Annotated in this window: 16 protein-coding genes and 1 CRISPR repeat array; of the genes, 10 read left to right on the top strand and 6 right to left on the bottom strand. The window is 42.0% G+C overall.

Annotated features, from left to right (window positions below; translation table 11 throughout):
* Positions 1–46: 46 nt before the first annotated feature.
* Positions 47–1,394: direct repeats of the CRISPR family, unit length 28 nt; unit sequence CTTCACTGCCGAACAGGCAGCTTAGAAA.
* Between the two features lie 919 nt (positions 1,395–2,313).
* The 4 genes from JF50_RS16960 (at position 2,314) to JF50_RS16975 (ending at position 6,263) form a co-directional block, all read left to right on the top strand.
* On the top strand, positions 2,314–3,087 hold the full coding sequence (locus tag JF50_RS16960) for an SDR family NAD(P)-dependent oxidoreductase (RefSeq protein WP_039610580.1): 774 nt from the start codon (positions 2,314–2,316) through the stop codon (positions 3,085–3,087).
* Between the two features lie 6 nt (positions 3,088–3,093).
* Complete coding sequence (locus JF50_RS16965) at positions 3,094–4,092, top strand: AraC family transcriptional regulator (protein ID WP_039610581.1); 999 nt, start codon at positions 3,094–3,096, stop codon at positions 4,090–4,092.
* Positions 4,093–4,212: 120 nt separating this feature from the next.
* Positions 4,213–5,217, top strand: a complete 1,005-nt coding sequence (locus JF50_RS16970; protein ID WP_052262387.1) for a serine hydrolase domain-containing protein — start codon at positions 4,213–4,215, stop codon at positions 5,215–5,217.
* Positions 5,218–5,420: 203 nt separating this feature from the next.
* Positions 5,421–6,263: a hypothetical protein gene (locus JF50_RS16975; protein WP_039610582.1), complete on the top strand. Its 843-nt coding sequence runs from the start codon at positions 5,421–5,423 to the stop codon at positions 6,261–6,263.
* A 43-nt stretch (positions 6,264–6,306) separates the two neighbouring features.
* Here the strand turns inward: JF50_RS16975 and JF50_RS16980 are convergent, their stop codons facing one another.
* Entirely contained in the window at positions 6,307–6,519 is a 213-nt protein-coding gene (locus JF50_RS16980; RefSeq protein WP_039610583.1) for a hypothetical protein, read from the bottom strand.
* Between the two features lie 29 nt (positions 6,520–6,548).
* The gene (locus JF50_RS16985) at positions 6,549–7,235 is read right to left on the bottom strand and encodes a pirin family protein (protein ID WP_039610584.1); all 687 of its coding nucleotides are present in this window, start codon (positions 7,233–7,235) and stop codon (positions 6,549–6,551) included.
* A 124-nt stretch (positions 7,236–7,359) separates the two neighbouring features.
* Between JF50_RS16985 and JF50_RS16990 the strand changes: the two genes are divergently transcribed.
* The 3 genes from JF50_RS16990 to JF50_RS17000 all read left to right on the top strand — a co-directional run bounded on the left by JF50_RS16990 (position 7,360) and on the right by JF50_RS17000 (position 9,579).
* Positions 7,360–8,265, top strand: coding sequence for a LysR family transcriptional regulator (locus JF50_RS16990; protein WP_039610585.1), 906 nt, complete (start codon positions 7,360–7,362; stop codon positions 8,263–8,265).
* A 170-nt stretch (positions 8,266–8,435) separates the two neighbouring features.
* Positions 8,436–8,849, top strand: a complete 414-nt coding sequence (locus JF50_RS16995; RefSeq protein ID WP_039610586.1) for a VOC family protein — start codon at positions 8,436–8,438, stop codon at positions 8,847–8,849.
* Positions 8,850–8,973: 124 nt separating this feature from the next.
* Positions 8,974–9,579 (top strand): glutathione S-transferase family protein, encoded by a 606-nt coding sequence (locus JF50_RS17000; protein ID WP_039611026.1) that lies wholly within the window; start codon positions 8,974–8,976, stop codon positions 9,577–9,579.
* Positions 9,580–9,723: 144 nt separating this feature from the next.
* Here the strand turns inward: JF50_RS17000 and JF50_RS17005 are convergent, their stop codons facing one another.
* On the bottom strand, positions 9,724–10,887 hold the full coding sequence (locus JF50_RS17005; protein ID WP_039610587.1) for a hypothetical protein: 1,164 nt from the start codon (positions 10,885–10,887) through the stop codon (positions 9,724–9,726).
* Between the two features lie 219 nt (positions 10,888–11,106).
* Positions 11,107–11,946: a hypothetical protein gene (locus JF50_RS17010; protein ID WP_039610588.1), complete on the bottom strand. Its 840-nt coding sequence runs from the start codon at positions 11,944–11,946 to the stop codon at positions 11,107–11,109.
* A gap of 650 nt (positions 11,947–12,596) precedes the next feature.
* Here JF50_RS17010 and JF50_RS17015 point away from each other — a divergent pair.
* The 3 genes from JF50_RS17015 to JF50_RS17025 all read left to right on the top strand — a co-directional run bounded on the left by JF50_RS17015 (position 12,597) and on the right by JF50_RS17025 (position 16,149).
* Positions 12,597–13,343 carry a hypothetical protein gene (locus JF50_RS17015; protein ID WP_039610589.1) on the top strand — a complete coding sequence of 249 codons (747 nt, stop codon included), beginning with the start codon at positions 12,597–12,599 and terminating at the stop codon, positions 13,341–13,343.
* A gap of 180 nt (positions 13,344–13,523) precedes the next feature.
* Complete coding sequence (locus JF50_RS17020; protein WP_039610590.1) at positions 13,524–14,906, top strand: winged helix-turn-helix domain-containing protein; 1,383 nt, start codon at positions 13,524–13,526, stop codon at positions 14,904–14,906.
* An 88-nt stretch (positions 14,907–14,994) separates the two neighbouring features.
* Positions 14,995–16,149 carry a PQQ-binding-like beta-propeller repeat protein gene (locus tag JF50_RS17025; protein ID WP_039610591.1) on the top strand — a complete coding sequence of 385 codons (1,155 nt, stop codon included), beginning with the start codon at positions 14,995–14,997 and terminating at the stop codon, positions 16,147–16,149.
* A gap of 47 nt (positions 16,150–16,196) precedes the next feature.
* Here JF50_RS17025 and JF50_RS17030 read toward each other — a convergent pair whose 3' ends face one another.
* Positions 16,197–16,841, bottom strand: a complete 645-nt coding sequence (locus JF50_RS17030; RefSeq protein WP_039610592.1) for a cohesin domain-containing protein — start codon at positions 16,839–16,841, stop codon at positions 16,197–16,199.
* 65 nt (positions 16,842–16,906) lie between these two features.
* Positions 16,907–18,979, bottom strand: a complete 2,073-nt coding sequence (locus JF50_RS17035) for a hypothetical protein (protein WP_039610593.1) — start codon at positions 18,977–18,979, stop codon at positions 16,907–16,909.
* Between the last annotated feature and the right edge of the window lie 146 nt (positions 18,980–19,125).

A 19,125-nucleotide genomic window follows, 5' to 3' on the forward strand; every position in this document is an offset into this window, starting at 1 on the left:
AGGCAGCTTAGAAAGCTATAACAGTACCTTCAACGAACTGGCTTCCCTTCACTGCCGAACAGGCAGCTTAGAAATAAAACCGCTTGTTTACTCATTCCGACTCCGTCTTCACTGCCGAACAGGCAGCTTAGAAAAAATTAATGCTACATTCCTCTCGGCTGTTTCTCTTCACTGCCGAACAGGCAGCTTAGAAAGCTGGACATCTGCCAATATACGGATATATTTTCTTCACTGCCGAACAGGCAGCTTAGAAATAGAATAATAATCAAAGCTGAAATAGTGGCGACTTCACTGCCGAACAGGCAGCTTAGAAATATGTTTTGGGTTCCTGAAGAACAGGTGTTCACTTCACTGCCGAACAGGCAGCTTAGAAATCTACATAATTTAAGGACTGAAAATGACACATCTTCACTGCCGAACAGGCAGCTTAGAAAAAAAGCTTTTGTCTAGTTTGTCCAGCCATTAACTTCACTGCCGAACAGGCAGCTTAGAAATAGATCAGCATTGACCTTGGAAAGTTCTCTAACTTCACTGCCGAACAGGCAGCTTAGAAATTCGATTTTTAACCACTCTTGGGGGATTTCTACTTCACTGCCGAACAGGCAGCTTAGAAAATGTAAGCTTGGCTGTCACCGTTCATCATTACCTTCACTGCCGAACAGGCAGCTTAGAAATTGGAGCGCAATGATTATCTGGGGTACATAAACTTCACTGCCGAACAGGCAGCTTAGAAAATAAACGTCAGGGTAATACTGTCGTCTTTTGGCTTCACTGCCGAACAGGCAGCTTAGAAATCCAAAGAATGATATATAGAGTTCACAAGTTCCTTCACTGCCGAACAGGCAGCTTAGAAATATGGGGTAATTTTGACATCCTTGTATATCAACTTCACTGCCGAACAGGCAGCTTAGAAATGTAATAGCTCTTGCTCAAGTTAATAGGTCATCTTCACTGCCGAACAGGCAGCTTAGAAAGATATTGTTTCTATTTCAACTTGCCTGATTGACTTCACTGACGAACAGGCAGCTTAGAAATTGATTCAACTTTACCATCAACAACCCTGTGACTTCACTGCCGAACAGGCAGCTTAGAAATGAAATTACATTAACGGTCTGCCCGTTAGTCACTTCACTGCCGAACAGGCAGCTTAGAAAATCATAAACATACTCTCGATACGTATCGAAAACTTCACTGCCGAACAGGCAGCTTAGAAATTGGTCTCAGCATCATCATCAGCGCAAATAACCTTCACTGCCGAACAGGCAGCTTAGAAAATGAACTTCTTGAACTCGATATCATTTGAGAACTTCACTGCCGAACAGGCAGCTTAGAAATTTTTTTTGGAGCAAAATTATGTATACACCACCTTCACTGCCGAACAGGCAGCTTAGAAAGAGATTGATAACTCGGCTGATGCATTGGCTGCCTTCACTGCCACGCAAGCAGCTTAGGTGATGAGTGACCGAAACAAAGTTTCGCAACGCGAAGAAGTGAGGTCATGGATGACCGATGTAACCACACTCTATGGATGGATTTCAGCTCCGTGTTGGAAATATTTCGCTTCACTATCGCGCCGCAGGCCTATGTATTCTTGATGGATTGTTGAGTCTAACGAGGAACTGATTGTGCAACGCAGTAAAAATGGATCCTGATGTTCATCAGGATGACGAGGGTGAAGTCGGTGTGTTGATTTATCATAAGTGGCGCGTATTAATCGTCGTTATAGCTGTGTTTTCCTCTCCAACCAACAAACGAATCACATGCACAGAACCCAAAATCGGATCCTGATATTCATCAGGATGACTAGGGTGAGGTCAGTGTGTTGATTTGACATAATTAGCCCATTTAATTTTGTGTCTACTGAAGAACTATTTTCTGTTGCATTAAAAATGGATCCTGATGTTCATCAGGATGACGGGGGTGAGGTCTGTGTGTTGATTTGACTTCAATGGCCCATTTAATTTTGTGTCTATTGAAGAACTATTTTTAGGTGCATAGAAAATGGATCCTGATCTTCATCAGGATGACGAGGGTTATCTAGGAGCGTTGATTTGGCCTAAGTTGTCCTTTTGCCGTCATCCCGAGCTTGCCTCGGGAACCATATATAGTTAGGTCACTGAAATCGATATTTGTAAACTCACTAAAACTGTAAAAGGGGTTTACACTTTGGCACCTTTGAATGAAAGTTGTCACGTTTAAACTAAAGTTGTCACCTTTTGCATGTTGAGTGTCACGATCTGTCAGTGTGTGGCGCGTTCTGAATGTCTATACTGAGCGCAATGAATCAACGGGGTTTAAACAGAGGTAAAGCACATGGCAAATACGGCATTGATCACAGGCGCATCCAGCGGCATTGGTTTGGAATTAGCGCACTTACATGCACAACAAGGTGGTGACTTAGTGCTAGTTGCGCGTTCACAAGATAAGTTGGACGCTTTGGCGAAGGAATTGGAAGTCAAACACAGTATAAAAACGACAGTGATCAGTGAAGATTTGTCGCAACCACATGCTGCGCAGCGTATTTTTGCTAAAACGTCTGCTTTGAATATTGAGGTGGATGTCTTAATCAATAATGCCGGGTTTGGTGGCCATGGTGTCTTTTACCAACGCGATATGGTGGCTGATCAGCAGATGGTACAAGTTAATATAACCGCGTTGACGGATCTGACTCACCTATATTCAAAAGAGATGGTTGCGCGCCAGCGTGGTCGTATTCTCAATGTGTCATCCACGGTGTCATTTTTACCGGGTCCACTTCAAGCGGTATATTATGCGACCAAGGCGTATGTCACTTCTTATACTCAGGCAATTGCTGAGGAGTTGTCTGGCACTGGCGTCACCGCAACCGCGCTGTGTCCTGGGGCGGTTAATACTGGTTTTGTGGCTGCAGGCGACTTGGAAGGGGTTGATGTGTGGAAAAATGCTAAATCGGCAAAGTCGGTGGCTGAGTGCGGTTACAAAGCGATGCAGCAAGGTCAGCTGATTGCATTTAATGAGCGCAAATTACAGTTTTTGCTTAATTGGATCACCCCATTACTACCGCGTAAAATGGTATTAAAGTTGTCACGACAATCGATGGAAAAGTAACGAGTTATGAAAATTGCGAGCAAGTTTACAGTACACGCAAACTGTAAAATATTATTACAGGACATGAACATTGATGTTGAGACTGTGGTGGCATATTCAAAGCTGCCAGCGGATATTTTGAATCGTGAGCCTGTTATGTTATCACCAAAGGAGTATTTTGCTTGGTGGTTGGCGATTGAAAAGGCCGCGAACGGGCGAGATGTCCCATTACTGGTTGCTGAACATTTATCGGTGGAAGTGTTTGATGCCCCTTTGTTTGCGGCGCTTTGTAGTCCTGATTTAAATACTGCTCTGTCGCGCATAAAACACTACAAGCCATTGATTGGACCCATGAAAATGGACCTTGAAATGAACGACAAAACCACAACAATGGGGTTATCTTGTTACGGTTATGAGGGGGCTGTTCCCGCCGTACTTGTACTTACTGAGATGGTGTTTTTTACCAAATTACTGCGCATGGCAACGCGTTACAATGCGATACCGGTATCGGTTACCTTGCCAGAACTGCCTGGCAATATTGAAGCATATGAAGCGTTTTTTGGTTGTACACTTAAACAAGGTGAGCAGCTTTCAATTGCCTTTCGAGCCGAGGATGCCGCGCGTCCATTTTTAACTGCAAATTCAAGTATGTGGTCATACTTTGAAGGCGGCTTGAATCAAAAGCTCGCAGATTTAACCGCAACCGCGACGACAGTTGAACGTGTTCGAGCTGTTCTCATAGAGTCATTGCCTGTTGGTCAAAGTTCGATTGAGATGGTGGCGCAAAAGCTCACACTGAGTAAGCGGACTTTGCAGCGAAAACTGACCGATGAAGACACGAATTTTCATAGTGTTTTACAAAATGTACGCTCAGAACTGGCTAAGCACTATTTGCAAAAATCTCATATATCGCTCAGTGAAGTGGCATTTTTATTAGGGTATCAAGAGTCGAACTCATTCATCCGCGCATTTACTACTTGGTTTGGCGTGTCGCCGGGCAGTTATCGGGAACAATTGGCGTCTTAATGGGTAAGGCGCACAACAGTCTAAACTATTTCATTATAAATATTTACTTACGTTATTCATTTTGTCGTGTAGCTGTGTTTGTGCTCCAATAAATTAGAGCACAAAAGTAAAAGGACAGTTATGCAGTTTTCGGATCTCGACATACAGTCAATTCATAAAGTCGTTGGCGCATTTGCGCCCAATACCGAGCTGGCCGTGGCAAAGTTTGATGCGGGGCGCTGCGCATATTATGGTGCAAGGCAAGGTGGTAAAGAGGTTGAGCAAATTGATAATCACGCATCGGTGTTTGAAATTGGCTCGTTAACTAAGCTGTTTACCAATGCTGTGCTAGCGCAATTGGCCTGTGAAGGAAAGTTGGCATTGGGCGAACCTATCTCATCGCATATTGATTTAACCACCCGAGATAATGTTCAAATCACCTTCGAGTCTTTGGCCACTCACACTTCAGGCTTGCCTAAATTGCCACCTGGACTGCTCTGGCAGGCACTGTTCAAGCGCAAAGATAACCCATATGCAGCCTATTTAGAAGCTGACTTGTTGGCTCACCTTGCCAATGACATCAAAATTAAAAGCCAAACTCAACACGAATACTCGAACCTTGGTATTGGCCTGCTCGGATATGTACTGGCCAAAATAGAACAGATGAGTTTTTCCGAGCTGCTGCAAAAACGCATATTTGAACCACTTAAGATGCCGCATAGCTTTTGTAATTGGCGCGATGTGCATGGCGAGTTAGTTATGGGTTTAAATACACGGGGTGAAGCAACATCAAATTGGGACTTAGGTGTGTTACAAGGCGCGGGTGCTATTCTCTCGTCAGTACAGGATTTGGGGCAGTTTGCGCTTGCCCACTTTGATCGTATACATGATTGGGTCAAATTGCAGCAGCAAATCACATTTGAACAAGGCCACACAAAAATGGGCTTGGGCTGGTATGTAATCGACAGTGCTGATAAAACAGATAAGGTCTATTTTCATGATGGTGGCACTGGGGGATATAGCTCAGCAATGATTCTGGACATAGATAATCGGTTGGGGTACATCATCTTGTCGAATATCTCTGGTATGCATAAATTAAAGGGGCAAAAGGTCACTGAGCTCGCATTTGAGTTGATGCAAAATTAAATGAGAGGTGAGTTTGGTCTCTGATGATATGTTCTGTAGCGTGAATCGGTCAGTGACAATTTATGTCAGGTGTAAAGGTCCTTTTACTTACTTTGCCATCATTTACCAATAAAATTTTGTAATTATCTCACTGCATTATTTGTCATAGACATAAGATGTTTTTACGCGATTAAAAAACAAACTAACGTTAAGGGTATTATAAAATGAATAAAAGGATTGTACTTGCTTCACTTTTTTTGGCGCCACAGGCATTTGCACAGAATGTGGTTATCAATTTTGATGATGTGCTCGATGGTGTAAATAACCCGACAAACACCATTGCTGTTAACGTCGTTCAGCAGGGTAATATGTTGATTGGTAATGATGGTAACTTTGTGACGCTGTTAGGGGAAGTTGAAGAAACGAATAACCCATTTTATGGCAGTGGACTTGAGCCGCGAGTTCACTTTAAATTAAATGAAAATGGTAACGTTAAGTGGTTTACCGGTACTCGAAATGCAGCAAATATATGGACTGGCACTTGGTATGGATCAGACGGCAGTCGAGGAGATTTTGGATTTGAGTTTAGTAATGCGCTCACCACACCACCCGTTTGTGATGATGTGATCAACTTTAGCTCAGATGCTGCATTCTCAGGCGGGGAGTTTGATTACACCAGAGCATTGGATGAAACCTGCCTGACGGATACCGATGACGCCACAAAAGGCATATATATGATGTCTGATACCGGAGGAGTACCTTTCCCAATGTCATTTTCTCTAGAGTTTAAAAGTAACTTCACTCTACAGTCGTTTAAGTTAGGTACCTACAATAATGGGCAAGGTAACCGTCTTACAACATTTACCGTGGAAGCGTGGGAAAATGGCACATGGGTCAAAAAAGGTGAGTTTGAGTTCACCTCAGTTATACAAAATAAAGCATTTGCGAGAGAACTGTACAGATTGCCTCAGCCAGTGACGACTTCTAAAATTAGGATCTCAGCAACCGGCACAGTTGATTATGTGGATGCTGGGCGTGTATTAATGTATGGCCTGTCGTTTCACTAGTTAAAATACACACAACCACCCAGGGCGTGGGTGGTTGTGTGAGTCACACCGTCTTTTTGGATAGCAGCTTCACGGCAATGGGCATCACACAATATGAAATCAGCGGCACAATTAATGCCAAAACAGTGGCCACATGCAGTAATTTATTGGCGCCAGTAATTGGGGCGATTAAATCTGGAATAAAGTAAACCAGAGGAAGTAATGCAAAATAATTGACTAAGGCTAATATATGCTCATTGGGTGCCGAGTTTTTCATCTTGTTCGCTCCTATCGATTATTGCTCAATTAGTTCTGTGTAACGACGAGTAATTGCAGCTGTGCAGTGGCGGTAATTTTTTGTGCATGATTGCTGATTAAGTCGCCTTCTTTTACCAGCGTCTGTTGACCGTTATGGTGCAGTTGGGCTTGACCTGTAATAACATAGATCAGGGCCTCTTGGTTAATATCGATGCTGTCTTCGTTATCTAAATGGACAATATCCATGATGGTTGCACTGGCAAAGGTGTCTTGTTGATTTTCACTACCACCATAAATGCGTGTTGCACCTCTGGTTTTGGGGGAGTAAGACTTATATTGTGCAGGTTGACCCGCAACTTCAGGCAGCGCCCAAATTTGCAGCATACGGTTAGGGGCATCATCGGGGTTAATTTCATTGTGACTAAAGCCTTCACCTCCTGCTCTTTGTACTTGCACATCACCTGCGACTAAGTCTTTGCCATGCTCTAATGACCCTTCATGACTTACGCGTCCTTCTAACACAACAGAGATGACATCAATTTCACTATGAGGATGCATACCTGATTGACCTTTGGGCAAATAACGAGCATCCGCCAGATATACCATACTGCCAAGCCCTTCAAATGTTTCTGGCTTTTTGCGCCCTGCAAATACACGGCTATCCGTCACTAATCTGTGCTCTGTAATGCCTGCAAACCCGCCTAATTGTAGTGAATCTCTTGAAAGTATTTTCATGGTTTTTCCTGCTTTATTTAATCTGTTTCGAAGTGATGACTAAAGTGTATGAAAGCTGGGTTGTTTTATATATACCTATAAAATAGAATTACTTTTCCATATACAACAACAATAAAGTCAGGCAATGGAAAAAACAGATATAAACTCGATGCTGCTATTTTTAGCCGTGGTTGATGCCGGTAGTTTCACTTTGGCCGCTGAACGTTTGAACATGCCTAAGGCCAATTTGAGTCGAAAAGTATCGCAACTCGAGGCGAGTTTGGGGATCACATTACTTGAGCGTACAACTCGAACGCAGCATTTGACCGAGGCTGGCAGCGTTTACTTAGAGCATTGTAAGCAAATAAAGGCACAGATAGAGCTTGCCAACGCCAGTGTTGCACAAGCGCTGAATGAAATATCAGGCGAGTTGAAAGTTGGCATGTCTGTCGGTATGGGCCATGAAATTCTAAAGCCAGTTTTAAGTCAATTCATGCAAGAAAATAAGCAGGTGAATTTGCAGTTGAGCCTCTTAAATCGCCGAGTGGATGTGATTGAAGAAGGTTTTGATTTGGTGATCCGAATAGGTGAGCTGGCAGACTCAAGATTGGTAGCAAAACGTTTGGGCCGCGTATCGCGAAGGTTTTATGCAAGTCGCGAATTTATTGCCCAGCACGGTGTAATAAAGACACCAGAGGCGCTAGCCAATTTTGATGTGTTACTGATGAGCAGTATCCAAAAATCAGAAGTGATTAGCCTAGTCAACGAGTCTAAGCAATGTGATGTGGTTATTTCGCCAAGGATGCGTGTTGATGATTATATTGTACTTAAGCAAATGGTGGTGGACGGGGTTGGACTTGCGATACTGCCAGACTATATGTGCTCGCAATATCCAGAGAAAGACTTGCTTGAACCCGTCTTGGCGCAGTGGCAATTGCCTGCTGTAGAGGTATATGCACTCTATCCTAAAAACCGTATTCACTTACCAAAAGTTGCCGCATTTGTGGCGTTTATCCAAGCGGTATTTTTTGAGCGTTTATCACAGAGATAAAAATATTTAAAAAAGCCTTTACCTCAAGTTAAGTTGAGCTTTTAAAGTGCCACTCAACTTACGGAGGGAAGACAATGAAAAAGCTGATTAAAACGTATGTAAACCTATTGGAGGCAGATAAACATGCCACGTTTCAATACACCATGGAAAACAAATAGGAGGCACTTATTATGTATTTAGAACACGTCAATTTGGTGGTCAAAAATATTGACTCTGCACTGCAATTTTACCGCGCTGCGTTTCCACATTGGAAGGTCAGAAGCAAAGGTGAGGGAGAGTGGTTTGGTAAACCCAGACAATGGCTTCATTTTGGTGATGACCACCATTATCTTGCCTTTAGTGATCATGGTGAAGGTGAAAACAGAGTATTAGAGGCGCATCAAGTTGGCCTTGGTCACTTTGCCTATGTAGTCAATTGTATTGACAGTGTGGTTAAACGTCTTAATGAGGCAGGGTTTCAAGCAGATAAACTTGGCCCCGACCACCGATATCGAAAAAACGTCTACTTTATTGACCCCGATGGCTTTGAGGTGGAGTTTGTGCAATATTTCAGTGATATTCCTGCGCAGCGCAACAGTGATTAAGCGTGTTTAAATCTTCAAAAATACTTAATTTACTCATGAGTCAGTCTATGAAAAACTAATGTTGGTTGCTGGATGTATCTACCGCATGCAGCGCACAACTCAAACTTCAGGTAAAAGGATCCTTATGTCAGGTATAACGCTTTATAGTTTTTCTTTGTCCGGTAACGGTCATAAAATCAGACACTTTTTATCTATCCTTGGGCTTAAGTACGAACTAAAGCTACTAGACCCACATGAACAAGAGCACAAAAAAGATGAATTTGTAGCCTTGAATCCACTTGGGCAAGTGCCTGTATTGGTCGATGGGGATGCTGTTATTTGTGATTCGAGCGCAATTTTAGTTTACCTTGCACAGAAGTATGATGCGGATAACACATGGTATCCGGAAGATGCTTTACTGCGTGCAGAGATACAAAAGTTCTTGTCGATGTCTGCGGGAGAAGTCCTTAATGGTCCAAACTTATACCGCGGTATTAAGGTGATTGGTAAACCTGGCGACCTTGAACAAACGTATGATAAAACCATTAACTTTTTCACGTATTTGGACAACCACCTGAGTGACCGTGATTACTTACTGGGTGCAACACCAAGCATTGCTGATATTGCTTTGTACACTTACCCTAGACTAGCAGTTAAAGCGGGGGTGAATCTAAGTGACTTTAGGCATATTGCTAATTGGTTTGCGCGCATTGAAAGTGGCCTGAACTTTGTTGATGCACCAGAAAAGTAAGCGACCTGTTTAATGAGAGATTGCCGTATCTTCTTGTAAGATACAGCAGTAATTGAGTTCGAGCGCCCTAAATATAAAAACAGTGGCATAGAAGGGGTCGATTAAGGGGTTATCACACTCTGTTTATGAGCAAATTGCACACCTTTATTCCTCGGTTACTTTTTGACAACTGGCATGTCTTTGCACATCATTTTGTTGACTCACTGAGTCAAAAAACGTGCATGTATAGCCCTCTTTAGCTAAAAACTGACGTAATACGGACTCAACTGCAATAAATCGATTTAATTCATCCAGTGCCTCTCCTGATCCTGCATATTGCACTGTAAACTCCTTATCAGATAAGTATGTAAACTGAACTGTTTCACCGATTGTACAATGTGGGACATGGACAACACAGACAGCAAGTGGTACCAACTGTCCTGTTTTTTTATCTCGATATTGAGTTACCATCATATTGTAAGGGTCAATGTCAGGTTGAGCACTGTGTGATGTCGATGATGAATGCTCACCTTTGAGAACGGAGTTATCTTCTGGTATTTCACAGTCATTGGCTGAGTCTGTACAAGGATCTGGATGCCATTGACACTGGGCGTATCGTTTAGAAAGAGAGGAGGAGCTTTTCTGGTTTGTATAGGTACAGGTATAACCAGCAAACTCGAAAAATTCTCTTAAAGCTAATTCCGTAATTGCAAACAGGCTAAATTCCCTTAATGTTGAGCCATGTCCATCATACATTACCTGCAGCTCTGATTTTTCTGCTGATTTTATCTTAACCCCATTCACCGGTTTGCACCCATGTTTATCTATTTCGCAGATACGCCACGGTACGTGTTGGCCAGTGGTAAGTGTTTTGTACAAGATAACTATGAATCTGGGCATGGTATCTTTGTTATTATATTCTTTCAGTAAATCTGCAATTAATGAGATGTCTTTGGTTATGATTGGCTTTTTACCATACTTTTTTGAGGTCGATTGTTCTGTGTCGATTTCTGACGGTGTGCATGTTTTGTCTGAATCTTCGCAGACTTCGTGTGTAACGTAACGGTATGTGTAATATAGATCATTAAGAGACGCGCTAAAGAACGCCTCGATAATTTCCGTCATATGTTTGTTGGATTCGCAATGCGGGCTTGTTTCATTACATTGTGACTGAAATGACATACCTATACTTTGTCTACCACTTTGAAAAGCAGCGAATCTGATTTCTTCATCTTGTATTGTCTTGAAATACAGTCCATCAAACCCCAGCGATGGATATGATATTAAAATGCTACTGAGCATCATGCTTAAAATGACCAAAAACTTCATGTTATTTCCTTTTAATCGTGTTGACTCACCTTTAAGTGGTTAATATATTTTGACCAGTCACTCACCCTAGAGTGCTAACTTTGTATTTGTTGTATAGGGTATTGTAGGTATATAAAATCGAGGAAAGGCATAAGGTCAAAAATGTGAGTAAAGATAAGATATTTTACTCACATATGGGCGTATCTATTAATATACTAAACAAGCCTTATGCGCGAGGTGTTAATAGGGGTTCCACATACAAATCAGCTGTCCTCTCATGATATTTTGGGATTCAGTTCCTGTATTACCTACAATACATGTATATTCACCAGCTTCAAAGAAGTCCCAGAGAGATTGATAAATTGTCTGATAACGACTCCATGCAGCTGCTGAGTCTACACGCTCTCTGAAAGTGACCGTGACACCTGAGTTTGTATTAATCGTCACATCCATATCAATATTATCACACCCCTGGTCTGAAGGTCGGCATATAGACAATGGCACTTTTTTTCCATTAGACAGTCTGTATTGGTTAATAGAAATCAGAGGCGCATCACCTTGTCCATTGAATGATTTAAGGTATTCAATGAGTAATGTTGCAGAACTGGTTCCTAACTGCTGAAAAAAGTGTTCAAGCCCAGTTTCAAGTGGCCCTGATTTATTTTGCGGCGCATTTGATTCTGTACGTGAGCTAACCGTTCGCATTGGCGATAATTGATCTGGCCCTTTGGTAGAGTCAGTCGATTGTATTTCATCGCTACTAAAAGGTGTACAATGGTTTCTAGGATCCATACAGGGATCAACAGTTACATAACGATACGTATAAAGCCGTTGGTTACGAGTACTATTGATAAACGCCTCCAAAATATCATCAGTATGTTGGTTGGATAGACAATATCCATTATTGGCAGAGCAATCGGTCTCAAATGAAATACTGGTGATACGTTGGTTCCTATATTGAGGAATAACTTTAATTTCTTCCCCTTCTGAGGTTCTAAAATACAACCCTTCAAACCCCTGCGATTGATATGATATTAAAATGCTACTGAGCAGCAAGCCCATAATTACAAAAAACTTCATGTTATCTCCTTTTAAACTTTTTTTGTAAAAGCGAATTTAATGGTAATAAAATGGAAACAAAATGTAAAGTAACACTCTGATTTCAGGCGTATTTCAATTGATCATGTGTATAAATGACCTGTTATATGACGGGTGAGGTAATGCCTGGCTTATAAGCAATGAGCATAGTTCGAACAGGAAAGGTGTTTTAAACATTGCTTTCGAGTAGCGTCAATTTGAGATACTTGTGTATCTTGTCACTGACTTTTAATTGCTTACTGAAGGATAGGTGGCTTAACTAGATATGCATGCAGCGAAGCAATTTATGTTAATTTGCCGATAGACTTATATTTTAGAGAAAGACCCCAGTTAAAATATAAGCTTTACTTTCAGTGTTTTATGGTTTTTTGTTTAATAAGGTTTGTTAGGTTTTGTCAATTAATTATTAAGTAAAAACATTTGACTTATTTTTTTTTGTCGTCATTATAAAGTGACACAACGAAGCCATGTTCCCATATTGGTATTCATGTTGGGCTGAAATAATCAGGATGATCAGTACAAACATGACGGCTCATAAGTCGCTTTTATGGGTAACTATGAGCATGTGTGTACCTAAAATAATTAGTAAAAATAATAGACTTATTAAATGGCTGATTTCAAAGGAGACTAAAATGAAAGTAATCTATGCCCTAGCCGCAGGTGTTTTAGCAACATTTAATACACATGCGCTTGAGACAATCTACGATGCCGACAGCAATGCAGGAAAAGTAACGCAATACCAGTATGGTCCGGTACACAGTATTTTGATGCAAAGCACCTCATCACACTATTTCACGGCATTTTTTGATACTTCAAGCCAAGCAACATGTAGCGAGGCTGCATTGTTTGACGAAATCAGTGGTGCACTTTTAACTCAGCTAACGGTCGCTGATAATAAAGTGATTTATGGTGCAGTTGAGCAAGGCAATGAGACATCCGCTAAAGTAATTAAGCTGACGTGTCATGATGACAATCGTAGTTATCTTGTACACCATAAGGTACCTGCAGCGCCGGCCATTCATTTAGATAGAACGTTGCTGTTTGATAACTGGAAAGAAGGGGGGCGATACCCTGGTTATTATCAATCAGTCACTATGGATACGCAGTTGAGTGTGAATACATTTGCGCCTGATGGTGAATGCCGTGTGGTCAAATTTGGTAATGGTGGCGTACCCGGCCTATTTAATGGTCAAACGAGTGTGAGCAATATACACAGTGATGTGTTTACGCACTCAGGTAAAGCGCTTTATGATGCGTATAGCTCATCATTGACTTACGCTATTCGATGCACAAATTCTGGCGGTACTACGATGCTTTTTGATGAGTGGCGGATCACTCAAGATACTCAACAGGGTGAATTGAGTACCAGCTTTTATTAATCTTATTTATGTAAAGGGCGAGAAATTCTCAGCCCTTTATATTGCAATTTTATTACGTTTGTAATTTTTGTAAACAAAACCTTAACAACACCCTTCAAGTCCATTATGCTAGTGGCGATATTTCACCCAAATATTTATTCAAATTAAATAACGATAGATTTTTATTCTCAGGTAGGAATTATGCTGAAGACCGCCAATAAAGGACAATGGGTTATAAATCATCGGCAGTTGAGCTTACAAAATGGCACGAAAGTAGTGGAGTTGGATCCTAAACAATATGCGCTGTTAGTTTTATTATTAAAGTTTAAGCATCAAGATGTCAGCAAATCTCAAATTTTATCCGAAGTATGGGGGCAACGGGTTGTTAGTGAAGATGCAATATATGTGGCAATCAATGGATTGCGAAGATTATTAGGTGATGATGCAAAGTCTCCTAAGTATATAAAGACGATTTCTGGCGTTGGATATCGTTGGGTTGGCCCGCCAATGTGCGATGCATTGCCCTCATCGTTAGATAGTTTTCTATTAAAAGCCGCGCTGTGTCTGGTCGCTGTTTCTTTTGTGGTTTTTTGGCAGATGCCCAGATCGCCTGTGAAGCAGGTTATCCCTGACCACTTAACGGAGCCTTTCAATCATGCGCGCTTTATTGTTAACAATCACCCTGAGCAATTAGACAAAGCCATCAGCTTACTCAAATCGATTTCGGTTGAGCAGCCTGATCTGGCAGACCCTATTTACTGGCTTGCTAAAGCGCACTTTTCTCAGTTGCAGCCTATGAGCACGAGTTATCAGCATGATAAACAGCATATAAAAACCATTTTAGAACGCGTGTTATCCAGTCACCCAGAGCATAAAGGCGCCAACTTGTTGTATGCCAAGCTTATCTTTATGGGTGAAATGAACATACAAGAGGCTGAAGCGTATTTTTTAAATGCCTTACCACAAAGCGAAGCACATCATATGTATGGTCAGTATTTACTGGCTGTCGGCCGAACAGATGAAGCGATGTATCATATTGAGACCTATCAATCGATGGAGCCAGATGGTTACTCGAGTGAAAGTGTCGCTTGGGTATATATGATGAGTCAGCAATTTGATAAGGCGTTTGAAGCGCTTGATAGGCTTAGGCCCTATTCACAAAGCAATAAGTTTTACCATGTGTGTTTAAGAGCGATTTATGAGCAGCTAGGTCATTTTGATTTGGCTTTAGAAGAGTTGATCTGGGTGATGAAATATGAAGGTTATTCAGATTCAGACATCAACATGATTGAAAAGCACTTTGCTGCACATGGCATGAAAGGGGTATATCGTTGGTTACTCTATCACGATACGCGCAAAGCGGATGTCGGCCATTACAGCGCGCCTATGTCGCAGGCGCGTTATGCCGCAGCCATTGGCGATACACAATTAGCGCTGCATTATTTAGAGCAATCAAGATTGGCGGGCCAATACGCTTTTATGTGGATAGCTGCTGACCCACATTTTTTATCGCTAAAACAAGAAAAAGGATTTACTCAACTGGTGCAAAACCACATTTTAAAAGTAGGTATATCAGATATTTAATATAAATTAAGAATGTTTTAGTTTAAATTCAGGACTATTTAGAGCGTACCCAATAGTGTTGCTCCCGAGCTAAATAAAGGAGCACACTATGGCTTTACAACGAAAAATTGCAGCGCTTGTTTGGGCGCTGTTCATAACATTAAGTTCAACACCTGTGTTCGCAAAAAGCGGGCAATATTTATATAGCTTTCAAACTGGAAGTGAAAACTGGGGCAGTATTTCTGCGAAAAGTCACATTGCTTATTTTGGCAGTGATAACGGCAATTTGTATGCATTTGATGTCGACCAAGTCAAAGTCCGCTGGACTTATCTTACGGGCGCAAAAGTGCGTTCAAAACCCTTTATTGATAACCATCGGATCTTTATTACCAGTGATGACGGGTTTTTATATGCATTGAATCGCTGGAGCGGAAAATTGCTATGGAAAGCCAGTTTAAACGATGGTGGACATCAGCGTATTTTGCCAGCCAATCATGCGCCATGGGAATTTGATTACACTAAATCTAGTCCAATCGCAGACAGTCGATTTGTTTATGTTGGCAGCGCGGACGGTTATTTTTATGCATTTTCAAAACGTAACGGCGAGATGCGCTGGCGTTTTAAGACCCAAGGTATGATCCGAGCAACCGCAACTATTTATCAAGGTAAGGTGTTTGTGGCGAGTTGGGATGGTCACGTGTATGCCCTCGATAAGCACTCAGGGAAGCTGATATGGCAGTATCAAACACAAGGCGCGATCCCATCTAGTCCTGTGATAGTGGACGATATTTTGGTCGTGGGCTCTCGTGATACATATCTTTATGGGTTAGCGCCGTACAACGGGCAAATTATTTGGCAAAAAGCGCTACCCGGTGGTTCTTGGGTAGAGTCCAGTGCTGTCGCGGATAGCGATGATGGATATTTTTATATCGGCAGTTCAGATGCTAAGTTGCTGTTTAAAATGAAAACTCAAACTGGGGACATTGTTTGGCAAGTGGCCACACCTGGTTGGAGCTGGGGCCAACCTGTGGTTGATGAAGATCGCGTGTACATTGGGTCAACAGGTCACGATGAGCCGGGGTGGTTCATGACTCAGCGCGGATTTATGGCCGTTGATAAAGAGAGCGGAGAAACCGCCTGGGATTACCAGCCGAGTATGATATCAGGCTTTGTGCATGGTGGGGTTTACGCCTCTCCTGCTGTCAGTGCAGGTAAAGTCTTGATCCCGGATCTTGATGGCTATATTCACGTGTATCGCCAGTAAACGACTCATTGGGTGTTGCAGAGATAAGTGGGCATCTTTTGATGCCCTTACGCTTTTTCTGCTGACGTAAGTTCGCCGCGCTTGCGTCTATACAGAGCCGTGAGGGAAATCAAGCCCATTATGATGACAATGCCTGCCAATAACATCGCATTGTTATGGTTGGCGGGGGGCGGTTTGACGATGTCATATGCTGAGTCAAATGCAAAGCTGAGCGTTGAGTCCGTCGAAAATGTCAGGCTTTGACCATCTCTTGTGCCAAAGTCGGCCTTCTCGATTGTGACATCGCTTTTGGTGGCATTGCTATGCGCTTCAAAAAACACCCTTGCAACGCGGCCGGAGCCTGAAACACTGTTCGCGGGGGCCATCTGGCTAACGATATAGTCGATTGTATTACCTTGCACACTGACAGCATTTTTTAATACAAATAATCTGTCTTCATCCAAAAAGTTGCCATGCTCGAGTTGAATTTCTGGCATTTTTTCATCTTGGTCCAGTACTTTAAGTTGGGCGGGGTCATACTTCAAGACAAGGTGGACACCATAAACTTCTGGCACATCGTGCACGTTAATATCGATATAAAATTGGCTGCCTGTTTTTACTTTCTGGCTCGGGGTTTCTAAAGTCACCCGGCCTTCACTGGCGAGTGCGGCAGTACTTAAAAAACAAAATATGGCGGTAATTAGGTATTGCATGTAGTTCCTAGTCCTTGCATATAGGCCATACAGAGTATGGCCTTAAACTAATATTGGCCTAAAGGCTACTGAGCCTGTTTGCCAAAGTTTTTGCCGAGCAATGTCAAGTCTTGTAAATCAACTTTATTGTCTCGGTTAAAATCGACCCCGATTGAGTAGTTAGGATCTGTGCTGGTGGTACGGTAAGCGCCGAGCAGCTTCGTTAAATCACCGATATCAATCTTATCGTTACCGTTGCTATCTCCAGCAACTAGATCAATTTCGCCTAAATCAACGTTAGCCTGATTTGGCGACAGTGTGATGCTTTGCTCTTTACTGAGATAACCTGGCGCAGAGAACGTCAGTGTTGCCTCACCAATGCCCGCTTGAACGCTGAAGCTTCCATCTGGATTGATTTTAACAATCTCACCATTGATTGTAATGGTAAAGTTGGAGAAATCACCGTCTGGTGCCAATGACGCCACACTGCCACTAATTAAGACGGATTCTAATACGGTTACAGTATAATTATCTTGGCTTTGATAAATATATTGACCATTTTCATCAGTGAATTGTGATTGCACCGTGACCGTCACAGTCCCCGGATTATTGGCAATTAATGAGGCAGTACCATAATGCCCTTTACCTGTTTTTGCTTTATAGGGAGATTTTAATGACAGTGCACTTTCCCATCGCTCGCCAGTCACATTAACTGGAATTGTCAGGCGCTCATAGGAAGGTAAAAACTCTCCATAAAGCCCGTCACTAAATTGCGCAACTTGAGTGCCATTCATGCTAAGCACGGTATCAACACCGTAGATGTTGGTCCCTTCGATTGAAAGTGGGATCTCAAAGGTATTTCCAACAAAGATTGAGCGTGTAGGGAGTGTGGCCGTTACGCCATTGACTAGCTGAGTGTCGACTTTTAATAATTGGCCTCTAACATCATTAACATAGCCTCTACTTACATTGTGTGTGTATACCCATGTAACGAATAAATAGCCATTCGCTAACTCATCTATGCTTGGGAATACCAAGCTTTGCATATCTACCATTGATGCACTGATGGTAAATACATCCCCATTTTTTGTACCATCTTGGTTTAAAGCCTGAGCCTGTAATCCTTTGTTTGTCATGAATGTAATGATAATTCGCCCATCTTTTAGGGTGGTAGTGGCTAAGTTTTGTTCTATCGTCTCGAATTCGCTCAAGTATACTTCGATTTTTGAGCCTTTTAGTTGACCGTCACTAGTATATGAATAAGCTATCGGTCCAGTTTGTGATGGCAAAACGACAAGGAAACCATCATTTGTCGCTGCTAACGTTCCTGGATACTCACCGTCAAGCAAGACGTTTATATAGTCAACAGTAATTGCGTTGCTGACGGGAATGCCTTGGTTATTAAAACTCTGCACATGCGATTTTGCAATTGAATGCTCTTTACTTGTCCACAAAATTGCATAATTACCGTCCTGTAACGTTTTGATTTGCAAGCCAGTGTGATCATTTACTGAGGATGCGACTAATTGTGTCGACTCAATAGTGATGTTCTCATTAGCATCAATGATCGATGTAAAAATATTTTTTTCAGGATTTTGTGAATAGCTTACAAAAGCAACAGCGACTTTATTGTTAGGCAATTGGCTTAATCTATAATATCTATGCGGGGCGGCTACATCATTATATTGTCCATTAAATATGTCAAAACGCTGTTCAGTTCCTATTGGATTAGCATTATTGTCAAACTTTTGGATAACGAACTCTAACTTTGGCTCTTCCTGTATAGAGACAGTTAAAAATCCACCGCCATCGAGTGCGACTACTTTCCCGCCTTTATTTGCTGCGGACAATTGAGAAATTGAACCCGATTTGAATCCATCTGGTGTGTAAAGCTGTGCATTAAGAGAGTGCATACCAAACATACTATCAGCATTATCGGCCCAAGATACGAGACGATTACCATTCTCTAGCCTTGTGATCGTTGGATTAGCTACAGGATATTCGGAGGGGATATTGATAGTAAATTCACCGCCAACTGGCTCAGGCGTTGTCGCTTGACCAATCATCGGCAAACTAAACATACTCATGAGCAGTAGGTTTCGACTAAACTTACGCACGGTGTTTAGCTTTGATTTTGTGTGTTTTTTTAGAATGGGCATTAAAATTTCCTTTTGGGCAAAAATGAGGCAGATGAGGTTACTCAGGTGCCTGTTTTATTAAAGCTTCCATAAACTAGGGGAAGGCTTGTTCAATTAAAATAGGGGTTTACCTTAAATTGGTCCAAATTCTTTTGCGAAAACACAAT

This window comes from Pseudoalteromonas luteoviolacea, from assembly GCF_000814765.1.
GTDB classification, from domain to species: domain Bacteria; phylum Pseudomonadota; class Gammaproteobacteria; order Enterobacterales; family Alteromonadaceae; genus Pseudoalteromonas; species Pseudoalteromonas luteoviolacea_H.